Annotated in this window: 26 protein-coding genes and 1 riboswitch; of the genes, 20 read left to right on the plus strand and 6 right to left on the minus strand. The window is 37.5% G+C overall.

Going from position 1 to position 26,726, the window contains the following annotated elements; all coding sequences use genetic code 11:
- The first annotated feature begins 39 nt into the window (after nt 1-39).
- Entirely contained in the window at nt 40-573 is a 534-nt protein-coding gene (locus tag M3206_RS13125; RefSeq protein ID WP_251312982.1) for a DUF6944 family repetitive protein, read from the plus strand.
- Between the two features lie 255 nt (nt 574-828).
- Here M3206_RS13125 and M3206_RS13130 read toward each other — a convergent pair whose 3' ends face one another.
- Nucleotides 829-1,923 carry an AbrB family transcriptional regulator gene (locus tag M3206_RS13130; protein WP_251312983.1) on the minus strand — a complete coding sequence of 365 codons (1,095 nt, stop codon included), beginning with the start codon at nt 1,921-1,923 and terminating at the stop codon, nt 829-831.
- 84 nt (nt 1,924-2,007) lie between these two features.
- On the minus strand, nt 2,008-2,646 hold the full coding sequence (locus tag M3206_RS13135; RefSeq protein ID WP_251312984.1) for a YczE/YyaS/YitT family protein: 639 nt from the start codon (nt 2,644-2,646) through the stop codon (nt 2,008-2,010).
- Nucleotides 2,647-2,799: 153 nt separating this feature from the next.
- Between M3206_RS13135 and aac(6') the strand changes: the two genes are divergently transcribed.
- The 8 genes from aac(6') to M3206_RS13175 all read left to right on the plus strand — a co-directional run bounded on the left by aac(6') (nt 2,800) and on the right by M3206_RS13175 (nt 10,885).
- Nucleotides 2,800-3,243 carry an aminoglycoside 6'-N-acetyltransferase gene (gene aac(6') / locus M3206_RS13140; protein ID WP_251312985.1) on the plus strand — a complete coding sequence of 148 codons (444 nt, stop codon included), beginning with the start codon at nt 2,800-2,802 and terminating at the stop codon, nt 3,241-3,243.
- Nucleotides 3,244-3,788: 545 nt separating this feature from the next.
- Nucleotides 3,789-4,775, plus strand: coding sequence for a galactose-1-phosphate uridylyltransferase (gene galT / locus M3206_RS13145; RefSeq protein ID WP_251312986.1), 987 nt, complete (start codon nt 3,789-3,791; stop codon nt 4,773-4,775).
- A gap of 203 nt (nt 4,776-4,978) precedes the next feature.
- Nucleotides 4,979-6,640, plus strand: coding sequence for a DUF6044 family protein (locus M3206_RS13150; RefSeq protein WP_251313011.1), 1,662 nt, complete (start codon nt 4,979-4,981; stop codon nt 6,638-6,640).
- Between the two features lie 19 nt (nt 6,641-6,659).
- Nucleotides 6,660-7,697, plus strand: coding sequence for a glycosyltransferase (locus M3206_RS13155; RefSeq protein ID WP_251312987.1), 1,038 nt, complete (start codon nt 6,660-6,662; stop codon nt 7,695-7,697).
- Nucleotides 7,651-8,085: a GtrA family protein gene (locus M3206_RS13160; protein WP_251312988.1), complete on the plus strand. Its 435-nt coding sequence runs from the start codon at nt 7,651-7,653 to the stop codon at nt 8,083-8,085. The genes M3206_RS13155 and M3206_RS13160 overlap by 47 nt, the downstream gene beginning before the upstream one ends.
- 12 nt (nt 8,086-8,097) lie before the next feature.
- Nucleotides 8,098-8,676, plus strand: coding sequence for a hypothetical protein (locus tag M3206_RS13165; protein WP_251312989.1), 579 nt, complete (start codon nt 8,098-8,100; stop codon nt 8,674-8,676).
- Between the two features lie 138 nt (nt 8,677-8,814).
- Nucleotides 8,815-9,579, plus strand: a complete 765-nt coding sequence (locus M3206_RS13170; protein ID WP_251312990.1) for a MerR family transcriptional regulator — start codon at nt 8,815-8,817, stop codon at nt 9,577-9,579.
- 127 nt (nt 9,580-9,706) lie between these two features.
- A complete protein-coding gene (locus tag M3206_RS13175) occupies nt 9,707-10,885 on the plus strand; it encodes an alanyl-tRNA editing protein (protein ID WP_251312991.1) in 1,179 nt (392 codons plus the stop codon).
- Between the two features lie 71 nt (nt 10,886-10,956).
- Here M3206_RS13175 and M3206_RS13180 read toward each other — a convergent pair whose 3' ends face one another.
- Both M3206_RS13180 and M3206_RS13185 read right to left on the minus strand, forming a co-directional pair.
- A complete protein-coding gene (locus M3206_RS13180) occupies nt 10,957-12,360 on the minus strand; it encodes a hypothetical protein (protein WP_251312992.1) in 1,404 nt (467 codons plus the stop codon).
- A 106-nt stretch (nt 12,361-12,466) separates the two neighbouring features.
- Entirely contained in the window at nt 12,467-13,489 is a 1,023-nt protein-coding gene (locus M3206_RS13185) for an acyltransferase (RefSeq protein WP_251312993.1), read from the minus strand.
- A 176-nt stretch (nt 13,490-13,665) separates the two neighbouring features.
- Here M3206_RS13185 and M3206_RS13190 point away from each other — a divergent pair, with 176 nt between their 5' ends.
- The 8 genes from M3206_RS13190 to M3206_RS13225 all read left to right on the plus strand — a co-directional run bounded on the left by M3206_RS13190 (nt 13,666) and on the right by M3206_RS13225 (nt 22,015).
- Nucleotides 13,666-14,505, plus strand: a complete 840-nt coding sequence (locus M3206_RS13190; protein ID WP_251312994.1) for an aminoglycoside 6-adenylyltransferase — start codon at nt 13,666-13,668, stop codon at nt 14,503-14,505.
- 174 nt (nt 14,506-14,679) lie between these two features.
- Complete coding sequence (speD, locus tag M3206_RS13195; RefSeq protein WP_251312995.1) at nt 14,680-15,489, plus strand: adenosylmethionine decarboxylase; 810 nt, start codon at nt 14,680-14,682, stop codon at nt 15,487-15,489.
- A 247-nt stretch (nt 15,490-15,736) separates the two neighbouring features.
- Entirely contained in the window at nt 15,737-16,756 is a 1,020-nt protein-coding gene (locus tag M3206_RS13200; protein ID WP_251312996.1) for a Bug family tripartite tricarboxylate transporter substrate binding protein, read from the plus strand.
- 64 nt (nt 16,757-16,820) lie between these two features.
- Nucleotides 16,821-17,282: a tripartite tricarboxylate transporter TctB family protein gene (locus tag M3206_RS13205; protein WP_251312997.1), complete on the plus strand. Its 462-nt coding sequence runs from the start codon at nt 16,821-16,823 to the stop codon at nt 17,280-17,282.
- An 11-nt stretch (nt 17,283-17,293) separates the two neighbouring features.
- The gene (locus M3206_RS13210; RefSeq protein WP_251312998.1) at nt 17,294-18,820 is read left to right on the plus strand and encodes a tripartite tricarboxylate transporter permease; all 1,527 of its coding nucleotides are present in this window, start codon (nt 17,294-17,296) and stop codon (nt 18,818-18,820) included.
- Nucleotides 18,821-18,884: 64 nt separating this feature from the next.
- Nucleotides 18,885-20,456 carry an ATP-binding protein gene (locus M3206_RS13215; protein WP_251312999.1) on the plus strand — a complete coding sequence of 524 codons (1,572 nt, stop codon included), beginning with the start codon at nt 18,885-18,887 and terminating at the stop codon, nt 20,454-20,456.
- 14 nt (nt 20,457-20,470) lie between these two features.
- On the plus strand, nt 20,471-21,163 hold the full coding sequence (locus M3206_RS13220; protein ID WP_251313000.1) for a response regulator: 693 nt from the start codon (nt 20,471-20,473) through the stop codon (nt 21,161-21,163).
- Nucleotides 21,164-21,295: 132 nt separating this feature from the next.
- Nucleotides 21,296-22,015, plus strand: a complete 720-nt coding sequence (locus M3206_RS13225) for a YebC/PmpR family DNA-binding transcriptional regulator (protein WP_251313001.1) — start codon at nt 21,296-21,298, stop codon at nt 22,013-22,015.
- 276 nt (nt 22,016-22,291) lie between these two features.
- Here M3206_RS13225 and M3206_RS13230 read toward each other — a convergent pair whose 3' ends face one another.
- Complete coding sequence (locus M3206_RS13230; RefSeq protein ID WP_251313002.1) at nt 22,292-22,699, minus strand: disulfide oxidoreductase; 408 nt, start codon at nt 22,697-22,699, stop codon at nt 22,292-22,294.
- Nucleotides 22,700-22,701: 2 nt separating this feature from the next.
- Nucleotides 22,702-23,406 (minus strand): DsbA family protein, encoded by a 705-nt coding sequence (locus M3206_RS13235; RefSeq protein WP_251313003.1) that lies wholly within the window; start codon nt 23,404-23,406, stop codon nt 22,702-22,704.
- A gap of 215 nt (nt 23,407-23,621) precedes the next feature.
- Here M3206_RS13235 and M3206_RS13240 point away from each other — a divergent pair, with 215 nt between their 5' ends.
- From M3206_RS13240 to M3206_RS13250, 3 genes are all read left to right on the plus strand, one after another.
- Entirely contained in the window at nt 23,622-24,338 is a 717-nt protein-coding gene (locus M3206_RS13240; protein WP_251313004.1) for a GDSL-type esterase/lipase family protein, read from the plus strand.
- A gap of 40 nt (nt 24,339-24,378) precedes the next feature.
- Nucleotides 24,379-24,481, plus strand: a riboswitch (purine riboswitch).
- A 168-nt stretch (nt 24,482-24,649) separates the two neighbouring features.
- The gene (locus M3206_RS13245; RefSeq protein WP_251313005.1) at nt 24,650-25,240 is read left to right on the plus strand and encodes a xanthine phosphoribosyltransferase; all 591 of its coding nucleotides are present in this window, start codon (nt 24,650-24,652) and stop codon (nt 25,238-25,240) included.
- Nucleotides 25,237-26,559, plus strand: a complete 1,323-nt coding sequence (locus M3206_RS13250) for a nucleobase:cation symporter-2 family protein (protein WP_251313006.1) — start codon at nt 25,237-25,239, stop codon at nt 26,557-26,559. Before M3206_RS13245 ends, M3206_RS13250 begins: the two co-directional genes overlap by 4 nt.
- Nucleotides 26,560-26,726 lie beyond the last annotated feature (167 nt).

A 26,726-nucleotide genomic window follows, 5' to 3' on the forward strand; every position in this document is an offset into this window, starting at 1 on the left:
TACACTGAAAAATGAACTTGCGAATTGGATGGGAATCACATGGATAATCAACAAAAACAAAGAATCGGTTCTATCATTCAAGCCATTGGAACGGTTCTATCTGCTTATGCGAATTCACCTAATAGATATCTAAGTACTACTTTCCTTGATGATCTAGATGTTATCGGAAATGCTCTGCAAGCAACAGGTAACGCATTGATAGCTGATGGACAGGAACCCTTGACTTTAAGCAGGATTGGAAATGAAGTACAAGCTGTGGGAAACACCACTGTTATTGCAGGAATGATCACGCCATTTGAAGATAGAACGAAACTAATTCTTAATATTAAAGGGAACTTGCTGCAATCATTTGGAGCAGGGGTTGTACTTGGAGATGAACTAGAGGATGAACCTTCATTGAGTAAAGCCATAAATGTAATTTCAAATATTTTACAGTCCGTCGGAAACGCATTACAAGCGCTTGGAGGAAAATATAAGTTGGATCATCCTTATGGTGACCAACAATACGCAGAGACTTTAAATTTTGTAGGAAGCTGGATTCAAGCAACGGGAGCAGTGCTTTCAACATTATAAATTAATAAAGAAAGGAGGAAATCAAGCATGAAAATCTATGAAAAACAAATAAAAAATACATAGAAGAGAATAGTCCTTCTGCTGAATATTATCATTTATCAGTGTCCTGTCACTAAGTAGAAGAAGCTGAATCAGCAATGAATGATAGAAGAAATTATAGACTCTAGAGTAGGGAGAGTAGTAAAGATAAGAAAATAAATATTAACCAACCACATGACAATTATGAAAGGGTTGGTTAATAAAGTTAATTATTATTCATTTTAACTCTTTTTTCTTCAAGCTAAGTCCTAGAATAAGTTTTAATAGGGGAGGAACTGCAAAGAAGATGAATAGGATTCTGAATAATTGATAGCCTGTAATCATGGATACATCTGCTTCTAATTCATGTCCGATAATCCCCATTTGATCCGCGCCTCCAGGGGCAAGGCTTAAAAAACTGGTTATAGGTGAAAAGTGATACTGCCACATAAGCAAAAAGCTCATACCCAGTGAAATACACACTAACATTAAACTACTGAAAAGAGCGACAGGGATAATTTTCGCTTTATGTTTTAATTTTTCTGGTTTTAGTAATAAACCAATATACCCTCCGATCATAAATTGAGAGATATCTAGAATAAGAGAAGGAAGAGGAGGACCTTGTACACCTGATACATTTAAGAAAGAGATCACTAGAATGGGTCCTAGTAAAAAAGCTGTGGGCAGATTAATCTTTTTCCCGATAAGAGCGGCTATCACAGAAATGGCAGCAAATAAAAGAATCTTAGGGAAAAACTCCTGCTCTCCGCCATTTTGGATAACTCCCGAAGTCATTTCCATCCCTTCTTTAGAAAACAAAGGGCTAAAAATAAGAAAAGGAACAAAAAAGATAATCATAATAACCCTGATAACTTGAAAGAAGGTAACCGTAGTAATATCAATTCCTTTTGTTTCTTCGGCAAATGTTATGATCTGCGATAACCCACCTGGAATACTGCTAGTAAGAGCAGTGGGGAAATTAATATCGGTAATACGTGAAATTAAAAAAGCCATTCCCGTACATATGAATATAAGAAGAATGGTCATTAGTGCCATAGAGGGAAGTTTAGCTGTCATCGTAATAAGTGTATCCCGTGTAAAAGTAAGACCAATCGAGTAGCCAACTACAATCAATCCTGTATTTCGTATTTGGATGGGCCAGTGAAGCTTGACTACTAGATTAGAAACAATTAAAACGGCTGTCATCGGTCCTAACAGCCATGGGATAGGAAACTTTAAAAAGGAGAATAAAAACCCACCGATTAAAGCGGACAAAAGAGCGATCGTTATTTGGTGAAGCTGACTCATATTTTCATCTGATATCTTCTTCATAACAAAACCTTCTTTTGTAACTATAGTATTTATGCTTTCTTACTATAGTATAGCATAAGGTTAACCTGACCAGTAGCAATTCGCTCAACTGGCTACTTTCTTTTTAACTTGTATCGTATCTAATATATGATCGATCCATCTTGAACAAAGATGAAAGAACCTTTGGTAGATAGGGCTTTGGATAAATGTATAGATAAAGGTGAAAACGAAAACTGGTCCACCGATCAATAACCCAATGATTAACACAAAGCATTCCATTAAAATTCTTACTCGACTGATCGAAATTCCCGTTTTTTCCGCTAGCGACAACATGAATCCATCTCTTGGTCCTGCTCCAATGCCAGCTGCAGAATACATGCCGCCGCCAATTCCCATCAAAACGATACCTAAACATAATATAAGGACATCAAAAGGAAGACTTGATGCTTTTGGAAGCAGTTCAAAATATAAAAAAGTATCTACGAGCACCCCTACTAAAACAGCATTTAAAAATGTACCAATGTTTATGTATTTTCTATTAATCTTTAATGTTATGGAAATCAGAAATATGCCTACGATAATATTCCATGTACCGATCGAAAAGCCGAACTTATCAAAAAGTGCGACATTTAGAACATCCCATGGGCTAATCCCTAAATATTTCACTTGTATGGCTATTGCGATTCCATAACTGAAAATACATAGTCCGATCACAAAAAAACACAACCTAATTCCATATCTCATTCGCAAACCTCTTTTCATAAGTAAGTGTATAAATTAATGAGATTATAAAGGAAACGCATATAAAAATAAACTTATATGATTGATCGTTTTTAAAAGGAATAAAAGGACCTATGAGAAAAGGTTAAGTAAATAAATAAAAAAGGGAGAATTGACATGGAATTTATCGTTGATGCAAGTGAACATTATTTAGATGAGTTAACTGAAATGGGTGTAGACCTCTGGCCGGACAATGATTTCCACGAGTTGAGAAAGGAGTTTTCAGAACTCATTCATTCATCCAAAGATAAGGTGTTCTTATATATTAAGGATAAAAAATCTTTAGCATTTATTCATGTTTCCATAAGAAGTGATTACGTAGAAGGGGCGGATTCGAGTCCAACAGGTTTTGTGGAAGGAATTTATGTGTCGTCCCCTTATAGAAGACAAGGCATATCCAAAAAACTTTTGATTAAAGCCGAAATATGGCTTAAGAGCAAAGGTTGTACCCAAATCGGTTCAGATATTGAAATCCATAATAAAACAAGCTATCTGTTTCATACGCAAGTTGGATTTAAAGAAGCAAATCGGCTGATTGCATTTATTAAAGATATTAGTTGATTAGTCGTTCAACTGTTTCTAACCTTTTATCTTCTCGGTTAAAGAATGAATAATAATGATGGCAACCACATAGAAAGAAACACAATAAATAAACCGAAAAGGATATAAAGAAAAACGTTCAACCTGATTCTGTCCTTTTTATTTGAATAAAAAAGTTTCCATGTCCCTAAAAAAATAAATAACAGTCCGGTTAGAAAAGTAAGTAATGAAATCATCCCGCTTGTTTTTAATACCTGGATGCCAACAGTTAAAGTAATTACAATAAATAAGAGAATGAAGATCTTAGGCGCCACCCTACTTTTCAGCTTCATAATCTTCCCTCCAACCTAACATGGGAATGTCGTTCTCATGTTTTTTACATCACTGTCATTCTACTTCTCCACCTCACTGAAAAGAAGGGTATAAGTACCTATTGCTAGGGGTTAAACGCTTCAAATATTTAAATCATTCATGTTCTTTACTTGCCCTTAATAAAATCAAATAAAGACTTTAAAGGATTCCACTCATGTCATACACCATATGAATTACTGCTGGGGGTGAATCGAATGGCGGAACTACGTTATAATCCGCTATTGGACAGCTGGGTGATGGTATCTGCACGAAGACAATTTAGACCATATTTACCAAAAGATCATTGCCCATTCTGTCCAGGGTCGGGAAAAGTTCCTGACGACTATGATGTCCATGTCTTTCAGAATGATTTTCCAGTATTAAGTGCTGAACCTCCAGAACCTGAGGGTGTAGGCGGAAGCTTGTACCGTACCAGAGAAGCTGCAGGCAGGTGCGAGGTTGTTCTGTATTCTTCCGATCATCATGCGACGATTCCTAATCTGCCTAAATCACATATGAAAAAGGTGATTGACCTTTGGGCTGAAACTTTCGACAAACTCGATAAGAATGAAAAACATCAATATGTAATGATTTTTGAAAATAGAGGAGAAGAGGTAGGCGTAACCATCACACATCCCCACGGTCAAGTATATGCTTATCCTTTTATTCCACAAAAAGTGAAGATCGAACTGGAGAATTGTAAAAAGTACTTTCAAAAGACAGGAAGAAATATGTTTGATGATATCATTAAAGAAGAAAAACAATTCAACGAAAGAATCGTTCTAGAGAATGATTATTTCCTTGCATTTATTCCTTTTTTTACTGATACTCCGTTTGGCCTTTTTATTGTGAGTAAAGAAAACAAAACCGCATTGACTGATTTTACGGAAGAGGAAAAGAGCGCTTTAGGAGATATCCTTCAAGATGTAATCGGCGGTATGGACCATCTATTTGATTGTACCTTTCCATTTATGATGGGCATCCACGGCAGGCCGAGCAACTCAGAAAATGTTGAAAGCTATTATCGATTTCATATAGAGTTTTATTCTCCAAAACAAACGAAAGAAAAATTAAAACTAAACGCAGCTTCTGAAACAGCAGGATGGGCAGTCGCTATTCCTACAAGAGCAGAAGACAATGCGGTTTTACTTAGAAAAGCTATTCAAGTATTTTGGGAGAATGTCAGCTTAACAAATACTTAAGAGTTATAGAAATAAATGATTCAAAGGCACTTTATTTAAGTGTCTTTTTTTTATTCCTAGGATCTATTTCTCTAAACATTTATTAGTAAAGTGAAACAATTTTTTATTGACCATGATAGGGTATACAATATTTTTTTTATGTTAACCCTGAATACGACTCTATTTTATTGATGGGGGGTCCTGGTCCTTAGCCGATGAAAAATATGATGTTAGATGAACGAAATTTAATTTACATTGCACTATCGATCATTCTTCTCTATTTATCTCCCTTGTTCATATTAGGAGAGGATGCACATATTCGTGTTCATGATAATCTCGATTCCAACCTCGCTTGGTATAAAGTTTTAAAAGAAAGTGGGCAGATGTTTGGAGGAGTAGATGTAACAATTCCTCAGATCATTAATGGACTTCCCCGCAATGCACTTGGAACCGAATTTAGCGGAATCGTGTGGCTCCACGCTATATTTCCGACCATGGTCGCTTATCCGATCAGTCAAACCATTACAAGGTTTTTTGCTTTTTTAGGGATGTATATATTATTGAAAAAACACTTCTTACCAGAGAAAAAGTATGCTGTAATCACGATTGGCACTGCTCTAGCTTTTGCTCTGACTCCTTTTTGGCCATCTGGAATGCTAAGCACACTTGGTATGCCACTAGCCTTATGGGCATTTTTAAATATTCGAAAAGGTGAAAGACGTTGGAAGAACTATTTCGTTCTTGGTCTTTTGCCCCTTTATTCCAGTTTTGTTTTAGGCTTTTTCTTCTTTTTATTCGCTATGGGTATTTTCTGGCTAACGGATGTATTGAGAAAAAAAGGTTGGAACTGGCCGTTCTTTTTTTCAATCGTTTATATGACTTTCATTTTCCTTCTTGTCGAATACCGATTAGTGTATTCCTTTATTTATGATGATGAACCGAATACTCGAGATGAATATTTCCATGCAAGATTGCCTTTGTGGTGGGTTACAAGGCTTACCTTTAAGAACTTTGTACTTGGGCATACGCATGTCATGACGGTCCATGGTTTATTCGTATTACTGGTTACTTTACTCGCTTTCATCATTGTCATTTGGAAAAGACTTTGGAAGGAAGAAAAAGTCTTCGTTTTCCTGTTGGCATTAAACTTTGCGTTATCTGCATGGTATGCTTTTTGGTTCTATAAAGGCTGGCTGCCGCTGACCAAAAGATTTCATTTCATGGATACCTTTAATTTTGCAAGGTTTCACTTTTTACGTCCTTTAATCATTTATATGGGTTTTGCTTTAGGCCTGAAAATCCTTTGGAACAATAAGGTACTTAAAACGACTATTCCTTATTTTCTTTTAGGGCAGATTATATTGCTATTTTTATTTAATGATGAGATTATTCATCGAAAAAAACCTACTGTTCGAGAATTTTATGCACAAGAACTATTCCAGGACATTAAAAAGTACATCAATCGTCCTTTAGAAAGTTACAGGGTCGCAAGTATTGGAATCCATCCTGCCATCGCTCAATACAATGGATTTTACACGCTAGATACTTATAACAACTTTTATCCATTAACATACAAATACGCATTTCGGGAAATAATGGATAAAGAATTAGCAAAAAACAAGAAGCTGCGCACCTATTATGATGAATGGGGAGGACGCTGTTACCTATTCATAGACCAGTTAGGAAAGCACTATATGTTCAAAAAAAACTCCAAGGAAACGCTAAAGAACGTCGAGTTAGATATGGAACCTTTCAAAGGCCTAGGGGGAGAATATATTTTTTCAGCACTTCCTATTGAGAATGCTGCAGGAATAAAGCTTAAGTTAGAAAATGTTTTTGAATCTGATGCGGCAGCTTGGAAAATCTATTTATACAAAGCCAGGTAAACAGCCAGGAGGTACTTTCATGAAACAGCCAATCTTAACCATTGTTGTTCCTTGCTATAACGAGCAAGAAGTCTTGCCGATCACGATTGATGCATTGGATGTTCTTCTTAAAAAAATGAAGACTGAGGAACTGATTTCTGATGACAGCAAGCTTTTATTGGTAGATGATGGAAGCAAGGATGAGACATGGTCTATCATTTATAAAGAAAGTTTAAGAAATGAAAATGTTAAAGGGTTAAAGCTCGCAGGAAATGTAGGACATCAGAACGCATTGCTGGCCGGACTCTTTACAGCAAAGGAGACGTCAGACTGTGTTTTATCGATCGATGCGGATCTACAAGACGATATCACGGTCATTCCTCAGTTTATTGAGCATTTTAATAAGGGCTGTGACATAGTTTATGGCGTCAGAAAAAAACGGGATTGCGATACCTTTTTCAAACGAAGTTCAGCTGAATTCTTTTATAAGTTCATGAACAGAATGGGTGTAAACCTCGTCTATAATCATGCTGATTTTCGGTTGATGAGTAAAAGAGCTTTAATTGAATTAGAAAAGTTTGAAGAAGTAAATATGTTCTTGCGAGGGATCGTGCCACTAATCGGATATAAGTCTTCCTGTGTCTATTATGAAAGGAAGGAAAGACCTGCGGGAGATACAAAATATCCTCTAAAAAAAATGCTTTACTTTGCGTTTGATGGTATCACATCATTCTCTGTAACTCCAATACGTTTTGTACTCCTCACAGGGCTCATTTCATTTTTTGTTAGTTTACTGTTCGGTGTATATTTCTTAGCCCTAAAGTTTGTCGGTCACACTGAAACTGGATGGACATCTCTTATTACATCCATTTGGCTGATCGGTGGACTCCAACTTATAGGAATCGGGTTAATCGGTGAATATATCGGTAAGATTTACAAAGAGTCTAAGAGAAGGCCGAAGTATATCATTGATACAGACTCTAATCACTTTACAAAGCCGCTTTCATTAAAAAATACACAGAGAGTGAAAGATGAATCATATAATCTCAACCTTCGAAAACTTCCTGAAACCAACTAACTCGTTTTTTAAGTTCCTTGTTGTTGGAATCATAAATACATGTATAGGGCTTACCGTCATCTTTTTTTTGTTGAACGTCCTACATACTGGTTATTGGCCTGCAACTTTTCTTGGTAATGCAATAGGTGCTGCTGTTAGTTATATCCTTAACCGTAAATTCACCTTTCAAAGTAAAACTTCTGTTGGCAAAAGCAGTTTAAAGTTTTTACTCGTTATTTTGATTTGTTATTTTGGTGCCTATAGTCTCAGTGATCTAATCATTGATTCTGTATTTCAGCGATCTGCTCTTAAGATCCTTACTTCTGAAGATGCATCTGTTTTGTTAGGTTCTGCTTTATATACTTTCGCTAATTACCTGGGGCAAAAGTATTTTGTTTTTATCCGTTGAGGTGAATATACTATGAAACGTAAATTCTTATTGTTTTTAAGTGTAGCTTATACCATTTTCATGGCTTACCTTTGCTTTTATTATTTCACAAAAGGTGAGACTCACAACTATCAGGTAGCATTCGGCGGTATCTTATGCGGAGCGGTGCCCTTAGGCTTAATTCTTTTTACAAAGATAAAGTTTAATATGCCGATCATGCTTTCCTATTTTGCTTTTCTCTTTGCATCACAGTATTTAGGCTCCATTTTAGGCTTTTATCATCTAGGCTGGTGGGATACCTTTTTACATTTATTAAGTGGAGCACTGTTAGCATTTGTTGGTATAGCACTTTATGAACGAATGACACACCAGGACGCAAGAAGTGAAATTTCTTCATGGCTTGTATTTCATTTTGTACTGTCCTTTTCTGTTTTTGGTGGGGTGGTATGGGAAATTTACGAGTTCAGCATGGATCAGTTCTTTGCGATGACTTTGCAAGGCGGAGGGAATTTCGATACGATGGTTGATCTGCTTGCTGATACTGCAGGAGGCTTACTTATCGCAATCATAGCGTTCATTAAAACAAAGAAAAAGTTTACTATATCTTCATAACTAAGAACATCAAATGATTACACAAACACTTTGAGCAAAATCAAAGTGTTATTTTTATTAAAAAATAGGTAAAAAACTATTGACCTTCACGCAACGTAAAGGTTTAAAGTGGAACTGTCAGGAGGTGAGGTGAAACACATGGAATATACGATACAAAAGCTAGCCATGCTAGCAGGAGTTAGCACCCGTACACTACGTTATTATGATCAGATTGAGATTCTTAAGCCGGCAAGAATCAATTCATCTGGATATCGTATATACGGTCAAAAAGAAGTCGATAAACTTCAGCAGATTCTTTTTTACAAGGAACTCGGGCTCCATCTGGACAAAATAAAAGAAATCGTAAACGCTCCTTCCTTTGATGCTGTAACAGCTCTCAATGATCACCGTAAACAGCTCCTAGACAAACGATCACAGTTAGATCGGCTAATCGAAAATGTAGAAAAAACGATTGCTTCTAACGAAGGGAGAATGGTTATGAAAGATAAGGAAAAGTTCGAAGGCTTCAAACAAAAAATGGTTGAAGATAATGAAAATAAATACGGTAAAGAAATCCGTGAGAAGTATGGTGACGAAGCGGTTAACAAATCAAACCAGAAGATATTAAACATGACAGAAAGTGAGCATGAAGAAATTACTAAGCTTAGTGAAGAGCTGCACTCAACTTTAGCTGAAGCATTTAAGACGGGAGATCCTTCGAGTCAGCTGGCTCAAAAAGCCGCCGATCTACACAAGCAATGGTTAATGTTCTATTGGAACGAATATAGCAAAGAAGCACATGCAGGTCTTGCTCAAATGTATGTAGATGACGAAAGATTTACCGCTTATTATGATAAAGAACAGCCCGGGACAGCAGAATTTTTACGAGATGCTATCTTAATCTATACAGGCATGCGACCTTGATTCAGAACCTCTTAAAACTTTATATGTTTAGCAGCACAAATCACGGCCAAGATTTGTGCTGCTTTTTTTATTTTCTATACAGTATCGTTTAAACTGATGAAAGAGACTAAGAAGGGAATGGCCATACATGACAAACAAATTATACTACTCTTCACCTTATACAACAGAATGGGAAACTAGAATAAAGAAAGCATACACAAAAGAGAATCAGTGTTTTGTGGTTCTTGATGAGACGGCTTTCTATCCGACAGGTGGTGGACAGCCTCATGATACCGGCACGATCAACGGTATTGAGGTCGTAGATGTATTCATCGATGAAGATGGTGAAGTTGTCCATCGGTTAAAGAAACTGCCAGATACAACAAATGCTACTTGTTCATTGAACTGGGAAAGAAGGTTCGAACACATGCAGCACCACAGTGGACAACATTTATTGTCAGCAGTTTGTTATACACTCTATAACGCAAAGACTATCAGTTTTCACCTTGGTGAAGAACATGTAACGATTGATCTCGCAACCTCTGAACTTAACGAGGAACAATTGGAGAAAATCGAACTAGCCGCTAATGAAGAGATTTATCGTAATAGACCGATACATACTTATTTTGTGACAAGCGAAGAATTAGCAAAACTCCCTCTGCTTAAAATGCCAAAAGTAACTGAGAATATTCGAATCGTAGAGATCGAGGACATCGAGTACAATGCCTGTGGAGGAACTCACGTTTTAAGAACCGGCGAAATCGGAATGATAAAACTGATGAAAACTGAAAAACAAAGGGGGGACATAAGGCTCTTTTTTAAATGTGGTTTACGTGCTCTTCAAGACATTAATGAAAGTCAGAACATTCTCCATAAGCTAGCAGGGAAGTTTAATACCGGACGGAATGAACTCCTAACCCGTATTGAAAAGTGGGAGAAAGATAAGCAGATGATGGAAACAAAACTTGCAAAAGTAAAGGATGAAAATCATGCTTACGTTGCAAAAGAACTGCTCGGTAAGAAAGAAGGAGATCTTCTTCATCATGTTTTTGAAGATAAACCTTTTGACGAAGTGAAACAGATTGCCACCATGATTGCGAATGAACACAATGTATTATGTCTGTTTGCTTCTGCATCAGAAAATAAGGCCATTATCATTCATGACGGGACTAAACGTATTCCATGCAGAAAATTTCTAAAAGAACATATAGTACCTTTTAATGGAAAAGGTGGCGGGAACGAAAAATCTGCACAAGCTGGTTTCCCCGCGATTGAAGATACTTTGAATTTTATGGAGACAAGCTATAAAAAATTATTAAAAAGATAAAGAAATAACGTCCAGTCACAAAATGAACTGCACCTAACAGGAAGGTGCAGTTTTTTCGTACACAATATTCGTTATATTAAAAAGATCGCTACGATGGTTGTAACCGCTAAACCGATGGTAACAGGTTTCAAGTTTCTTCGAGCCAGTTCAAATGGATCTACTCCGCAAATGGCAGCGGCTGGTATCAATGCCCATGGCACCAACGTTCCTCCACCTACCCATATTGCTGCAATCTGGCCTAAAGCCGTTAAGGTAGCTGCACCAGCTCCGATTGCTGTGCCAAAGATATTCGCTACTGAACCGGCTAAAGAGATGCCTGAAAAACCTGATCCATCCAGTCCGGTGATCGCACCGACCGCTGTTAACGTTACTGCTCCAATCTCTCTACTTAATGGAACAACTGAAGCTAACGCTAAGCCGAGATCGTTAACGATCCCTTGTGAGGTTTTCGGTAAAAATTCACCAATAATTTTTATGAATCCGGAGTCTCCTAAATAAAAGAAGGCAGCGATCGGTATGACAGGACCGAATACTTTGAAACCAAATTGAAAACCGTCAATCATGTATGATGTCGTTTTCTCAAGTCCTTTATTTTTGTGACTTATCATTGTGATCAGTAAAAGAATGAAGACAGAAGTTCCACCTACTAACGCAGTCGCATCCCCGCCTTGAAGTTTAAGGATGGACATGGCTGCAACATCAAGTGCAAACATAACTGGAATAAATAGAGCAAAGAACTTTTTCTGACCTATCGATAAAAGCTCCATTTTTTGTTCCGAAGAAAGTTCCTTAACCGATTCATCGGTAACTCCCGTTTTCATTGTAAGTTTCCCAGTTTTCATATCCTTTCTTAAAAAATAGAAGGCTGCTATTGTTGTAACGAGACCCATTACAAATACGAGCGGGATGCTGGCACTAATTACTTCGCTAACAGGTAAACCTGCTGCATCTGCTGTTAATTTGGGAGCTGCTTGAATAATAAAGTCCCCCGATAAAGCGATACCATGACCAAATAGGTTCATAGCCATTGCTACTCCTAGTGCAGGCAAACCTACCCGAATGGCTACCGGAAGCAGAACAGCACCCATGAGAGCTACTGCAGGCGATGGCCAGAAAAACCACGAGATCACCATCATCAAGATTCCTATCGTCCAATAAGCAAGCGCAGGTGTGCGAATCAGTTTAGAAAATGGCGAGATCATCACATCGTTGATACCTGTCGTCGTTAAGGTTCTGCTCATGGCAACAATAATGGAGATAACCAGTATGGTCGGCAGAAGCTCGGTGATCGCATAGATGAAACTATTAAATATACTGCTGATCGAACCGCTTAATGAACCTGTTGCAGCTATAGCAATCAAGAAGATACCTACGATACAAATGAGGGTTGTATCACGTTTTTTAACCATAAAACCGATGATTAGGCCTATAAAAACAACATAGATCCAATGCAGCGCTGTTAATTCAACGCCCATTTAAATAACCTCCCCTTTGAAAGGTCATTAGCCCTTTCGTCATGTAATACAGAATATGTCGGGAAGGGGAAGTGGTGAGAGTGTTTAATGAATGCTTATGGTTTGTTTAATCTTTCATTTCCTTTTTTACGATTTGCAGCGATTGGTAGGTGTAATACGAAAGAATAAAAATAAGAATGGTATAGAAAATGTTCCAAAATAAATTTTCAGACAGCATCTGTTTAATATCTAAGTATTTTAATAGGTTGTTAATAAGGTCTAAGAAAAACACATGGATAATATAGATACCAAGCGCATTTCCACCCACTTTTGTAATCCATATTCCTTTACCGATCTTTTTGTGATTCAGTGCAAAATAGAAAAGAAAAGCTGTAACCAGAATAGTGGAAAAGTAGTATTCTCCATGACTGCCATCTAACACTTTATCTAATAAGTACCCTTCCATGACTTGAATCACAATATAGATCAAGGCGAGAAAAAGATAGGTGAAACCGCTTATCTTCCTTATTTTTTTTAAATGAACATTAAAAGCGAAAATCGCTCCTAATGTGGTATAAAACAAACCAAAGAATAATGCATCACGCGTGTTGCTGAATGGGAATTCAAAAAAGTTTATATAAGCTTGCCCGAACACACCCAATACGTTAAAGAGAAGGCTTAAGATAAATAAAAGGGTTACTCTGTTATATCGAATGAATATGTACAAAATAATCGTGCACCAAATCAAAGCGGTAAGGAACCAAAGCTGATATCCGCTGGTTCCTTTTCCATAATAAAGAACATTGGCAAACGTAAATTCATCAAAGTATTTAATAAGATTTCTTTGTATATGGTTGCCCTTAAGAAGAATAATCAGAACATCATAGATGGCATAGAAGATCAACCAGACAATATAGATCTTCATTAGTTTGATAACATAGGTTTTCAAATAGAGGAAGGCTGCATCCTTTTGAATCATCTTTTGTGCAAAGAAATAACCCGAAGCAGCAAAGAAAAAGGGCACAGCGAATCGGGCTATGTTATCGATGATAAAATAGCCGGTGAACCCATCTAGCGGAAAAATATGAATAATGACCACGGCAGTAATGGCAAAAAATTTTATAAAATCTATAGAGTAAATTCGTTCCATCCCGTTGATTCCTCCTACTGCTTACGCTGAACCTTATCATTATTAACCAAAACACGTTGATTCAAATATCCTTACAGTTAATAAATGAGTGAACGTTGGCATAGGGCTGGTAACTACTGTAAAATAACCACTAACTAAATAATCAAATTTTTTTATAAAGGGATATTCTTTTATGTGTGGGATTTGGCGATAAATTTGTTAATAGAGACCTAAAGCTTCCATCTGTTTTAGAAAAGTTGGATCAAGCGATTACAAAAGACCTAACAAAAGACCCGAATGTATTAGCGTTCTTTTATGGAGGATCTATTGCAAAAGGGGATACTGACCTATATTCAGATATAGACTTACGTATTGTTGTGAAAGATGAACGCTTTGAAGCGTTTCGACAGAATAAAAAAGAAAGAGCAAAAAGGTGGGGGGAGGTTTTATTTTTTGAAGATTTCCCTTGGGCTTCCCATACGGTTACTCATTACTCGGATTTTGTGAAGGTAGATTCCTTTTATTATAAAGAAGCGGATTTAAAACCTTCTCTGTACTTAAAAAAAGAGGAAACTAAAATTATGTATGATCCTTATAAAATGGTTGAAAGAATCGTAAAGGTTTCTCAGTCTTTGTCTTATCAGTTAACGGAAGAGGATTTTGAAATCTGGCGCGGCAAATTTTTCGCTTACATGCATGAAGTCTATAGAGGGGTTAAGAGACAAGAGTTCTATTACGCATTGCGCTCTCTTGATATGTTGCGATGGTCGATTGCTGCTGGATGGGATATGGAAGCAGACAGAAACCCTAATTCAATGGGGGTGTGGTCAAAATATGAAGGGAAAAGAAGCGTGTTTGACCGTACACAACTATCCCTTTTAGAAAGCTGGCATAGTGACCTGAGTCCTGTAAGGATCATGAAGGTAGTGGAATCATTCACTCCAGAATTTAAGAGATTGCACTCATGTCTATGTAACAAATTATCAATAAAAGAAGATACTGAATGGATTAATGAAATGATTAAAAAGATCATCTGACATTTGTATAAAAAGGGATAACGAACAGCGTTATTCTTTTTTTCGTTTTTTTCTGGCAAGGCGATGTCCATGTTTATCAAGAGTCTGATCACCGTCCGTTTTTCAAGTAAGGGTTATGGGTATTATAAAAATATTTACTACTTAAATTCTTATTACATAAGGGGAATCGTTCAAATGACAAATTTTCCAGACCACCGTATCACACTACATGGATTCAATAACCTGACAAAGTCATTAAGCTTCAATATGTACGATGTTTGTTATACAAAAACACGGGAAGAGCGGGAAGCGTACATTGAATATATTGATGAACAATATAATGCCGAAAGATTAACAAATATTCTTCAGACTGTCTCTGACACGATAGGAGCTCACGTACTGAACGTAGCCAAACAAGATTATGTTCCACAAGGTGCTAGTGTGACACTCCTAGTATCAGAAGGCCCAGTCGTTGAGGTTCCTACCGATTCATTTGATGATTCTGCAACAGCTATGCCCGAGTCAGTCGTCATGCAACTGGACAAAAGTCACCTAACCGTCCATACGTATCCGGAATTTCATCCAGAGGAAGGAATCAGTACGTTCCGGGCTGACATTGATGTATCTACTTGTGGAGAAATCTCACCTTTAAAAGCCTTAAACCATCTTATCAATTCTTTTGATACCGATATTGTTACAATGGATTATCGAGTACGAGGATTTACAAGGGACATCAAAGGACACAAATTATTTATTGATCATGACATTAACTCTATACAAAATTATCTATCTGAAGACATTAAGAATCAGTATGACATGATCGATACGAATATTTATCAAGAAAACATCTTTCATACAAAATGCCGTTTAAAAGAATTTGATCTAAATAATTATCTATTTGGTTACACGAAAGATTCATTAGATTCAAAAAGTATCGACGAAATATCAGATCGCATCAAATCTGAAATAGATGAGATTTTTTATGGGAGAAATATAAAAAAATAGATGACACTATTGAGGAACTCCTGATTTTTTTCAGGAGTTTTTTTGTTTATTTTTCAAGGTACAAAGGGGCAGTAGGCTCACCGGACGCCCTTAGAAAACCTGGGGCGGAAATCAACAACGTTATTAAGCTTTTACTCATGAACTTTATGAACAAAACGCTCTTTATAGTGTTAAACTTCAATTTCAAATTAAAAGTGTTAAGATAAGAAAAAGATTTATTGAAAGCGCTATCAAAAGGAGGATACATATGAAAAAAGCAAAATGGAAAAATTGGCTGTTAGCAGGACTTCTCGTCCCTTCCCTAACAGCATGTAGTACTTCTGGATCCGGAAGCAGTACCGCAGGAGATCCAGAATATCCGAAAAAAGCAATTACCGTTGTAGCTCCATCTGGTGCTGGGGGCGGCTGGGATTTGACTGCACGTTCTCTTACTAAGGTATTAGGGGAAACGAAATTAGTCGATCAGACGATGACCGTTGAGAACAAGCCAGGCGGAGGCGGTGCGGTTTACTTAGCAGAATACGCGACACAACATAAAAAAGATGATTATAAACTTTACGTTAACTCACCTCCTATCTTGATAAATAACCTTAAGAAGGAAGGAAACAGTCCTTATGGTTATAAAGATACAACTCCACTCGCTCAACTAACAAAAGACTTTGGAGCCATTGTTGTAAAAGACGACTCAAAATATAACAGTTTGAAAGAACTAATGGACGCAGTAAAAAAAGATCCAAAATCCGTTACGGCAGCAGGCGGGTCTGCACCTGGATCCATGGATCACTTAGTAGCTGTGCTCCCAGCATATAAGTCTGACATCGATCCGAAATCAGTAAAGTACGTTTCCTATGATGGGGGCGGAGAAGCTATTGCAGCTTTATTAGGAGGAAATGCAGACTACATTGCTACGGATGCTTCAGCAGTAGGTGAGTATTTAAAAGCAGGAAAAGTAAAAGTTCTTGGTATTTCTTCTACTGAGCGATTAAAAGGAGATTTAGCAGATGTTCCAACCTTTAAAGAAGAAGGTATAGACGCTGATTTTACGATATGGAGAGGAGTCTTTGGACCAAAAGAAATGTCTGAGAGTGCAAAAGAATATTGGGGTAAAAAGCTAAAAGATTTAAACGACAGCAAAGAGTGGCAGGCTGAACTAGAACGAAATGGATGGGAAGCAGAATTTAAAGACGCAGAAGAGTTTAAATCCTTTCTTGAAGATCAAGAAAAACAAGTTGAAGACTTGTTAAAATCCCTAGGGATGAATAAATAGACAGAAACCGGAGGAGTACTTTACTTCTCCCTTTTTATTCATAAAAGTGAAAGGAGCTTTATCCATGAATATAGGAAGTTTCGACCGATATGCGAGTGTAATTTTTGCTATAATCGGTGCTGCTTTTCTATTAGAAAGCAGACATATAGCAACGAGTGCATATGGAAGTGAAGTTGGCCCTAACGTTTTTCCATTTTTACTCGGACTCATCCTTATATTATTAAGTGTAAAACTTTTCTTGGAGTCATTTAAATCCATCACTACTAAAAATAAAAACAAAGAAAAATTAATGTTTAAAAGGTTTTTAATCATACTGACAGCAAGCATCCTATATGCTGCGGTACTTGAAATCATTGGTTATCTGATTAGTACATTCTTATTTCTATTTATATCTTTTCAGACGATGGAAAAGAGCGGTTGGATTAAGAATTTATGCATTGCAGCTGCTTTCTCATTTTGTGTTTATTACTTATTCGTTGTAGTTCTAAAAGGTTCTTTGCCTGGACTGCCGATCTGGTTTAGTTAGGAGGAAAAAAGATGGGCGTAATGGATTTTTTGATGCAAGGGTTTCAAACAGCCATACAACCTCAAAACCTATTCTTTGCTTTTATAGGTGTATTAATTGGAACGGCTGTCGGGGTGCTTCCGGGTATCGGCCCAATGAGCGGAGTGGCACTACTTATACCTGTAACGGCAACATTAACGGGTGGTATGGAGCCATCCGCTGCCGCTACTAGTTCGATTATTTTATTAGCAGGAGTCTATTATGGTGCGATGTATGGAGGTTCTACCACATCCATCCTGCTGAATACACCAGGTGAGTCATCATCTGTAGTGACGACTTTAGACGGCTTTCAAATGGCAAAACAAGGACGTGCAGGAGCAGCATTGTCAATTGCGGCCATCGGGTCATTCGTAGCAGGTATCGTATCCATTGTTGGATTAGCACTGCTCGCAAATCCGCTTTCTGAAATGGCTTTAAAATTTGGACCAGCTGAGTATTTTTCATTAATGCTGTTAGGACTTGCTGCAGTTAGTGGTCTTGCGGGAAGTTCGATCACGAAAGCCTGGATGATGACAGTAACTGGACTGCTTCTCGCAACAGTTGGTATTGATGCTGTTTCAGGTGTTGCACGCTTCACCTATGACATTCCGGTCCTTTTTGGAGGACTTGAATTTTTAACAGTAGCTGTAGGGTTGTTTGCTCTAGGAGAAGTCTTCAAAACGATTCTCCATAAAGAAGATGATGCAGAAAATATAGCAAAAGTAGGTAGAGTTATACCTTCTAAACAAGATTTTAAAGAGAGTGCCGCACCAATTGCACGTGGATCGATTCTTGGTTTTTTCGTTGGGGTCCTTCCGGGTGCAGGAGCAACATTAGCTTCATTCTTTTCGTATATTGCTGAAAAGAAAATAAGTAAAACTCCTGAAAAATTCGGAAAAGGTGCCATTGCTGGGGTGGCAGCGCCAGAATCAGCGAACAATGCAGCTTCTGGAGGCGCTATGATCCCGCTATTGACTCTTGGTATTCCTGGTTCCGGTACAACTGCAATCTTAATGGGAGCCCTCATCATGTACAATATACAGCCTGGTCCGTTATTGTTCAGTGACCATCCCGATGTAGCTTGGGGGCTTATTGCAAGCATGTTTATCGGGAATTTAATGCTATTAATCTTAAATATGCCTCTCGTAAAAGTGTTTGCTAAGATTATCGAAACACCTCCTAAGTATCTGCTGCCTATCATTATTGCGATATCGGTTTTCGGGGTTTATGCGGTCCAAGTAACAACCTTTGACCTTTATTTATTAATTGGATTTGGTTTAGCAGGGTATTTATTGGCAAAGAACGATTATCCATTGGCACCTCTTGTTCTTGGTCTTGTATTGGGACCGATGATCGAAAATAACATGAGACGTGCGTTAACGACATCAAATGGTGACTTTATGGTGTTTATACAACATCCGATCTCCGCTATTTTTCTGATCTGTTCCGTCTTATGGATTTTAATCCCATTCTTACTGAAGTTAAAAGGTAAAGATGTAGTTGTCAACGTGGAAGGATAAAACAAGAGTGAAAGAGAAGACTTTCTAAACCAAGAAAGTCTTTTCTTATTTCAGGGGGAAATCAATGAAACTGCAAACAAAGTTAATCCTCATCAGCTGCTCCCTCATTTTTTTAGTAGTTTTAATCTTAGCCGTTCTGTTCCAAACAATGTTTGTTAACACTATTAAAGATCAGATCGGTCAAAGAGCGCTGAGTGTAGCTAATACGGTTAGCAGCAATCCATTAGTGATCGAAGCATTTGAAGAAGAAAATCCATCACAAAAAATTCAGCCTTATGCTGAAGAAATTAGAAAGAAGACAGGCGCGCAGTATGTTGTGGTAGGAAACAAGGCAGGAATCCGTTATTCGCATCCTCTTTCAGACCGTATCGGAAAAAAGATGGTAGGCGGCGATAACGATTTCGCCTTAGCAGGTGAAACAAGTATTACAGAAGCAACCGGATCTCTTGGACCTGCAGTTAGAGGGAAAGCACCAATCATGGACAGTGAGGGAGAAGTTATTGGACTCGTTTCCGTCGGTTTTTTGACGACGAGTATAAATGAGATCATATGGCCCTATAAACTCAAGATTTTACTTTTTGGAATACTGACTCTTCTTTTAGGAATTGTAGGTTCCGTATTAATAGCAAACGGCGTTAAAAAAGCAACACATGGTTTAGAACCGAAAGAGATTGGATTATTGTACAAAGAAAAAAGTGCTATTCTTGAAGCAATCAGAGAAGGTGTTATCGCCATCAACCGTGAAGGTCATATAACAATCGCTAATCATACCGCCTTACAAATGCTAGGAAGAGATAGAGACGATCTAACAGGAAGAAATATCTTAGAGGCTATTCCGAACACTCGACTTTTAGATGTGATAGCAACTGGCAAGAGTGAGTTTGATGAACAGATGAAGCTAGGAAACAGTCATGTTGTTGCCAATCGTGTTCCTATTTCGGATGATAAAGGTGAAGTTATAGGAGCTGTAGCTACATTCCGAAACAAAAACGAACTATATAGACTTAACGAAGAACTTGCACAAGTAAAAGGATATAGTGAAGGGTTGCGTGCACAAACGCACGAGTTCTCAAATAAATTGTATTTAATCTCAGGATTAATACAATTAGGTTCGTATCAAGAAGCACTCGATGTAATCTCAAAGGAATCAGATAACCATCAAAGCTTCGGTAAGTTTATCATGAGTCGAATTTCTGATCCTTATATCGGCGGATTGCTTATTGGAAAGTTTAATCGCTCCATTGAACGTAAAGTTCCTTTTTTAATGGATCGCTCTAGTCAGTTTAAAGATATTCCTGAAGCAATAGATCGACAATTACTTGTAACGATCATTGGAAACTTAGTAGATAATGCCATGGATGCAGCTGTCAAAAACAGTGAAAGTGAAAACGGAGTTCAAATCTATCTTTCCGATATGGGGAACCAATTATTAATTGAGGTCGAAGATTATGGAGAAGGAATTTCGTCTTCAATCGCTAATAAGTTATACCAAAAGGGATTTTCGACAAAAGGGTCAGATCGAGGTTATGGATTATACCTCGTTTATCAATCGGTGAAACAATTAAATGGTGAAATTTTTTACGAAAGAACCAAAGTGGGCTCAACCCTGTTTACTGTTATGATCCCGAAAGAATAGAGGTTAACAACATCATGCGTTCATGGGAAGTATTTATTGTTGAAGACGACATCAGAATCGCAGAGATTAACCGTAGATTCGTAGAAAAGATTGATGGTTTCTCTGTATGCGGCATTGCCCTAAATGAGGAAGAAGCAAAAGAGCAAATCACGATCCTTAAACCAGACCTCGTAATTTTAGACATCTATTTTCCAGATATGAATGGTCTAGACTTATTACGCTGGATTCGAAGCGAATTTCGGGGAATTGAAGTAATCATGGTAACAGCAGCAACCGAAGCGGAAACATTAAAAAGTGCATTAGAAGATGGAATCTTTGATTATATTGTAAAACCGGTTATTTTCCAAAGATTTAAAGAAACCTTATTAAAATTCCATGAATATAAATCATCCATCCAACAGTTAGCGGCTTCAAGTGAAGTAAATCAAAGTATAATAGACGCTGTCTTTAAAAGAGAAAAGTCTGAAAGTAACAGGACGGGATTATTACCAAAGGGAATTGACAAAATTACATTAGATAAAGTCATGTCTATGCTAACAAGTACTCAAACCGGCTACACAGCAGAAGACCTCGGCCAGCTGATTGGGGTAAGCCGTACAACCGCTAGAAGGTATTTAGAGTACTTAGTCTCTGAACAAAAAGTCTCTGCCGACATTTCCTACGGAGGGGTTGGACGGCCAGAACGAATCTATAAATATAGGAAATAGAGAAGTCAAATAAGTTTATAGAACAATCTCTCTATAGAGAGGTTGTTTTCTTTATGTGATAAAAACTCGTAACCATTCCTTCATTTATGTATAATAACGTTATAGATTCAAAGTTGAAAGAGAGTGAATAGAATGGGTCGTAAATGGAATAACATTAAAGAAAAAAAGGCATCAAAAGACGCAAATACGAGTAGGATTTACGCGAAATTCGGTCGTGAAATTTACGTTGCAGCAAAGCAGGGCGAACCTGATCCAGAATTAAATCAATCATTAAAAGTTGTTCTGGAGCGGGCAAAAACATACAATGTACCAAAAGCGATCATTGACCGCGCCATTGAAAAAGCAAAAGGAGGCTCGGATGAAAATTATGATGAGCTCCGCTATGAAGGCTTCGGTCCAAATGGTTCCATGATTATTGTTGATACACTTACAAATAATGTAAATCGCACAGTAGCTGAAGTACGTTCAGCATTTAATAAAAACGGCGGAAACATGGGTGTCTCCGGTGCTGTGTCTTATATGTTTGATGCTACAGCAGTAATCGGACTCGAGGGCAAATCTGCCGATGAAGTACTTGAATTATTAATGGAAGCCGATCTCGATGTTCGCGATGTTATCGAAGAAGGTGATTCTGTTATCGTTTATGCAGAACCTGATCAGTTCCATGCAGTACAACAGGTCTTTAAAGAGGTTGGCATAACAGATTTTACAGTAGCTGAACTAACAATGCTTGCACAAAACGACGTAACTCTTCCTGAAGATGCACAAGCCCAGTTCGAGAAGCTGGTCGATGCGTTAGAAGACCTTGAAGACGTTCAACAAGTGTATCACAACGTGGATTTAGGCGAATAAAAAGAAGAAACTGACTCAACAAGGGATGAAATCTTTCTTTGGGAGTCAGTTTTTCTTTGTTTAGGGATGTTTTTTTCGGCTCATAAGGTGAAAATGAGGTTTTTTGAGCGAAGATAAAGAATGTTGAGCGAAAGTGGAGTCATTCTGAGCGTACAAAAGGATTTTTGAGCGAAGATCGGCGTGTTTGAGCGTAACTAACGTTTTTTGAGCGAACATGTAAGAAATAAAAAAACACGTACCGTAAAAAGCACGTCCTTCAATAAAAAGACAGCAACCTTATTTACGTTGCTGTCTCATAATAATCATACAAATTGTAATAATGATGAAGGCAATCAATGCTAGTAGCGGGATGGTAATAAAACCGAGCCAGTTGATATATTCTCCAGAGCATGGCACTCCTGAGGTGCAGGTCTCAAAAGCCCTCAATGCAGGAATCTTTTGCAGAGCATAATGATAACCTGATACTAACATTCCCAGAACAGATAATGGCAAGACATATCGGTTAATTTTATGATCTTGATGATAAAAGGCAATTCCTAAAAGAATAACCAAGGGATACATGAGAATACGCTGATACCAGCAAAACGTGCAAGGTACAAACTGAAGAACTTCGCTAAAATACAAACTTCCAAGGGTTGCGATTACAGATAATAACCAGGCGATCAACAAGGGTTTACTCGTCACCTTTATTTACTCTCCTTCTCCGCTTCTTCAACCATCTTCTGAAGATCTCCAAATGAATTTCCTTCGAACTTTTTACCATTTACAAAAAGGGTCGGTGTACCTGTTACACCAAGGTCATTAACAAGAGCTTCGTCTGTATTGACAGCCTTTTCAGACGCATCATCTTTAAAATGATCCTTAACTTTTTTTACATCTCCATCATTTGCCACTTCACTTAAAGTATCATTAAGAAACTTCTCTGTGAATATATCTTTTTTCTCTAGACTTACATCATCAGGCTGCTTTTCATAGAGTAGCTTGTGAAACTTCCAAAACGTATCGTTTCCTAATTCTCGATAAACCGTTTCACCATAGAGAGCTGATCTTTCTGAATCCACATTAATAAAAGGATAGTTTAGAAAATAAAATTTAACTTTTCCTGTCTGAATCAATTCTTTATCGATCAAAGGAAAAAATGATTCGTTGAAGTTTTTACAAACAGGACATTTATAATCTCCAAATTCTATGATGTTTACGGGGGCTTTTTCTTCACCTAAATAAGGTTGGTTTTTATAATCGATGGCAACTTCATCTTTATTGAAGGTTCCTGTCAACATAAAAATGACTAGTCCAACCGTTATAATGCCGATTATGACAAAAAGCCAGACATGAGAATTATTTTTCTTCGACCTTTTCACATTTGGTTTTTTCTTTTTTTGTTTACTCATCGTTCACCTCTAAGTATGTAATAGTAAAAAGAAGTTAAACTATATCGATACTAATATAGCACATTTAAATCAATAAAAAGTAATGATTTAGCTGCCACCGGTATCAGACACCCGTTTAAGATCATTATAAAAAAGGTATGCTTACAAAATAAGATTGGACTAGAACCCCTTTATAGCAGACTTAGAATATCAACATGAAAGCCGGTGGTTTTGTAATGAAAAAACGAGTAATTCTTATTGTGATTAGTGTTTTTGTATTATTAGCAGGTGTAATGATCGTTAAAGCTCTTAGTACCGACGAAGTCGAAGCGACGGCTCTTGGAGATTCCTTAGCGTACGGATTAGGTGATGCAGATGATAACGGCTACATCGGGGACGTACAGGAAAGGTATGAGGATAAATTAAATAAAAAGCTAGTGGTTCACGACTATGGCGTTCCAAATGATACAAGCACAGATTTGTTGAAAAGATTATCAAATAAAGAAATTGCCGAGACTGCAAAAAACTCAGACTTTATTTTAATCAACATAGGAACAAATGATTTCATAAAAAGTACGGATCGATTAACAAAGTTTAATAAGAAAGAGCTTCAGACCAATCAAAAAATTTATAGAGAAAATTTAAACATAATTATTAAGAGGGTCCAAAAAAAGAATGCGTCTAAAACCATTTATATTTTAGGCATTTATAATCCAAAAGTAAAATATGCAGATATGTCGGATGTCAATGAAGCGATGTTAGATTGGAACCGCTCCACCATCCAAGTTACGAAGGACCATGAAAATGTAGCATTTATCAGGACTGATGATCTTTTTGTAAATAAGAACAAGAAAGACTATTTCGCAGATAATCTTCATCCAAATGAAAAAGGATATGCACGAATTGGAAAGAGAGTTTTCGACACCATTAGTATGAATTCAAACTATAAATAGACAAATTTAGGGTTTCTTTTTTGAAATGTTTGCCGTATAATTCATGGTAACTTCATAAGCTCGTATAATCGCAGGGATATGGCCTGCAAGTTTCTACCAAACCCCCGTAAATGGGTTTGACTACGAGTGACGCAAACATTTCCGATCATCCTCATACTGTGGAGGGTGTATTGGGTTATTTCTATTCCGTTATCTATACCGGAGGATTGCTTCACTCATTAGAGAGAAGCGATCCTCCGGTTTTTTGTATTTCCGGTTGCTGCTAAGTTGATTGGAGCTTCATGGAAAACTATAACTTAAGAGGTGAAGTCATGAATTTTTTAGAAAAGAAAATCTGTGATGAAGGAATCGTATTATCGCCAACGGTTTTAAAAGTCGATTCTTTTATAAACCATCAAATAGACCCGTCTTTCATGCAGCAAATCGGCTGTGAATTAGCGGCAAGGTATAAAGGAGAAGGAATAACAAAAATTTTAACGATTGAATCCTCTGGTATAGCTCCAGCTGTCTTTGCCGGATTAGAATTAAATGTCCCAGTCGTCTTCGCACGGAAAAAGAAATCCTTAACATTAACAGATGGACTGATTACTTCAAAAGTCTATTCATTTACAAAACAAGAAGAAAATGAAATATCCGTTGCAAGCAAGTTCCTCCATGCAGGTGAGCGTGTATTAATCATTGATGATTTCTTGGCTCATGGAGAAGCGGCGCTTGGATTAGCAGAACTTGTTAACAAAGCAGGAGCTATTATCAGCGGCTTTGGTATTGTGATCGAGAAATCATTTCAAGATGGACGGCAAAAGCTTGTTGATAAAGGGTACCGTGTTGAATCCATTGCACGTATCAGTGAGATGAACTCAAGCGGTATCACATTCTTAAAAAGCGAGGTAACTTCAATATGAAAAAAGGGAAAGTATTTTCACTTGGAATACAACATGTACTCGCGATGTATGCAGGAGCAATCATTGTTCCTCTAATTGTTGGTGGTGCACTTAAACTATCAGCAGAACAACTTGCTTATCTGGTAGCCATTGATCTATTAACGTGTGGTTTAGCAACACTATTACAAGTTTGGAAGAACCGCTTCTTTGGTATCGGACTCCCTGTTGTTCTAGGGTGTACGTTTACTGCAGTTGGACCGATGATTGCGATTGGCGGTCAATATGGAATGAGTGCCATTTATGGAGCCATTATTGCAGCAGGTCTATTCGTTGTCATATTTGCTAGTGCATTTGGTAAAATTCTTAAATTGTTTCCTCCCGTTGTAACAGGATCAGTTGTTACCATTATCGGAATCACGTTAATTCCAGTAGCAATTAAAGACATGGCAGGTGGGGCAGGCAGTCAAAACTTTGGTTCTCCTCAAAATCTATTCCTTTCGTTTGGAGTATTAGGGTTCATATTACTGCTTTATCGTTTCTCAAAAGGATTTGTTCGTTCAGTCTCCATTCTAGTCGGACTGATTGCAGGAACGGTCGCAGCAGCTTCTATGGGCTTAGTAAATTTTGCACCAGTCATGGAAGCTTCATGGGTCCACATGCCAAAGCCTTTCTTTTTTGGAATGCCTACTTTTGAAATCAGTGCCATCATCACCATGATCCTGGTTGCTATTGTGAGTCTTATAGAATCAACAGGTGTATTTATGGCACTCGGAAAAATTTGCGAACGAGATCTATCCCCAAAAGATTTAACTAAAGGATATCGTGGAGAAGGCCTCGCGATTATACTCGGTGGAATATTCAACGCGTTTCCTTATACGACGTATTCTCAAAATGTAGGTCTTGTCCAGTTGTCAGGTGTTAAAACAAAACAAGTCATTTATGTAGCAGGCGGCATGTTAGTCTTCTTAGGATTTCTACCAAAAGTTGCAGCACTAACAACACTTATCCCAACTCCTGTCATGGGCGGAGCAATGGTCGCGATGTTTGGAATGGTTTTTGCTTCAGGAATTAAAATGCTAAGTGAAGTAAATTTGGCTAAACAAGAAAACCTTCTCGTTATTGCGTGTTCAGTAGGAATGGGGCTAGGCGTAACCGTTGAACCAGAACTATTCAGCAGGTTCCCAGAAAGCATTCAGATCTTAACAGCAAACGGTATTGTATCTGGAAGCTTAATGGCGATCCTATTAAATCTATTATTTAATGCTAAAACAAAGAAAATTACAGTGCCCGAGTTCCAAAAAAGCGGAAGAGACACTGTAAACCCACAACAAACGATATGATGACACTTTTATAAACTACGAAACGTTCCTATTCAGGAACGTTTCAGCTTGTAGACAAAGTCATGTCTACAAGCTTTTTTTATTGTACAATTAAAGTAGATAATGTTTGAGGGGAGAAATATACATGTTATCTAAGCATACTACTGAAGGACGTCACCAAGTAACTC

The organism is Fictibacillus phosphorivorans (genome assembly GCF_023715845.1).
Taxonomy (GTDB): domain Bacteria; phylum Bacillota; class Bacilli; order Bacillales; family Fictibacillaceae; genus Fictibacillus; species Fictibacillus phosphorivorans_D.

What these genes read in the sequence shown, in the direction of transcription:
- M3206_RS13125 (WP_251312982.1), top strand. Translation starts at nt 40, where the DNA reads ATGGATAATCAACAAAAACAAAGAATCGGTTCTATCATTCAAGCCATT.
- M3206_RS13130 (WP_251312983.1), bottom strand. Translation starts at nt 1,923, where the DNA reads ATGAAGAAGATATCAGATGAAAATATGAGTCAGCTTCACCAAATAACG.
- M3206_RS13135 (WP_251312984.1), bottom strand. Translation starts at nt 2,646, where the DNA reads ATGAGATATGGAATTAGGTTGTGTTTTTTTGTGATCGGACTATGTATT.
- galT (WP_251312986.1), top strand. Translation starts at nt 3,789, where the DNA reads ATGGCGGAACTACGTTATAATCCGCTATTGGACAGCTGGGTGATGGTA.
- M3206_RS13150 (WP_251313011.1), top strand. Translation starts at nt 4,979, where the DNA reads ATGATGTTAGATGAACGAAATTTAATTTACATTGCACTATCGATCATT.
- M3206_RS13155 (WP_251312987.1), top strand. Translation starts at nt 6,660, where the DNA reads ATGAAACAGCCAATCTTAACCATTGTTGTTCCTTGCTATAACGAGCAA.
- M3206_RS13160 (WP_251312988.1), top strand. Translation starts at nt 7,651, where the DNA reads ATGAATCATATAATCTCAACCTTCGAAAACTTCCTGAAACCAACTAAC.
- M3206_RS13165 (WP_251312989.1), top strand. Translation starts at nt 8,098, where the DNA reads ATGAAACGTAAATTCTTATTGTTTTTAAGTGTAGCTTATACCATTTTC.
- M3206_RS13170 (WP_251312990.1), top strand. Translation starts at nt 8,815, where the DNA reads ATGGAATATACGATACAAAAGCTAGCCATGCTAGCAGGAGTTAGCACC.
- M3206_RS13175 (WP_251312991.1), top strand. Translation starts at nt 9,707, where the DNA reads ATGACAAACAAATTATACTACTCTTCACCTTATACAACAGAATGGGAA.
- M3206_RS13180 (WP_251312992.1), bottom strand. Translation starts at nt 12,360, where the DNA reads ATGGGCGTTGAATTAACAGCGCTGCATTGGATCTATGTTGTTTTTATA.
- M3206_RS13185 (WP_251312993.1), bottom strand. Translation starts at nt 13,489, where the DNA reads ATGGAACGAATTTACTCTATAGATTTTATAAAATTTTTTGCCATTACT.
- speD (WP_251312995.1), top strand. Translation starts at nt 14,680, where the DNA reads ATGACAAATTTTCCAGACCACCGTATCACACTACATGGATTCAATAAC.
- M3206_RS13200 (WP_251312996.1), top strand. Translation starts at nt 15,737, where the DNA reads ATGAAAAAAGCAAAATGGAAAAATTGGCTGTTAGCAGGACTTCTCGTC.
- M3206_RS13205 (WP_251312997.1), top strand. Translation starts at nt 16,821, where the DNA reads ATGAATATAGGAAGTTTCGACCGATATGCGAGTGTAATTTTTGCTATA.
- M3206_RS13210 (WP_251312998.1), top strand. Translation starts at nt 17,294, where the DNA reads ATGGGCGTAATGGATTTTTTGATGCAAGGGTTTCAAACAGCCATACAA.
- M3206_RS13215 (WP_251312999.1), top strand. Translation starts at nt 18,885, where the DNA reads ATGAAACTGCAAACAAAGTTAATCCTCATCAGCTGCTCCCTCATTTTT.
- M3206_RS13220 (WP_251313000.1), top strand. Translation starts at nt 20,471, where the DNA reads ATGCGTTCATGGGAAGTATTTATTGTTGAAGACGACATCAGAATCGCA.
- M3206_RS13225 (WP_251313001.1), top strand. Translation starts at nt 21,296, where the DNA reads ATGGGTCGTAAATGGAATAACATTAAAGAAAAAAAGGCATCAAAAGAC.
- M3206_RS13235 (WP_251313003.1), bottom strand. Translation starts at nt 23,406, where the DNA reads ATGAGTAAACAAAAAAAGAAAAAACCAAATGTGAAAAGGTCGAAGAAA.
- M3206_RS13240 (WP_251313004.1), top strand. Translation starts at nt 23,622, where the DNA reads ATGAAAAAACGAGTAATTCTTATTGTGATTAGTGTTTTTGTATTATTA.
- M3206_RS13245 (WP_251313005.1), top strand. Translation starts at nt 24,650, where the DNA reads ATGAATTTTTTAGAAAAGAAAATCTGTGATGAAGGAATCGTATTATCG.
- M3206_RS13250 (WP_251313006.1), top strand. Translation starts at nt 25,237, where the DNA reads ATGAAAAAAGGGAAAGTATTTTCACTTGGAATACAACATGTACTCGCG.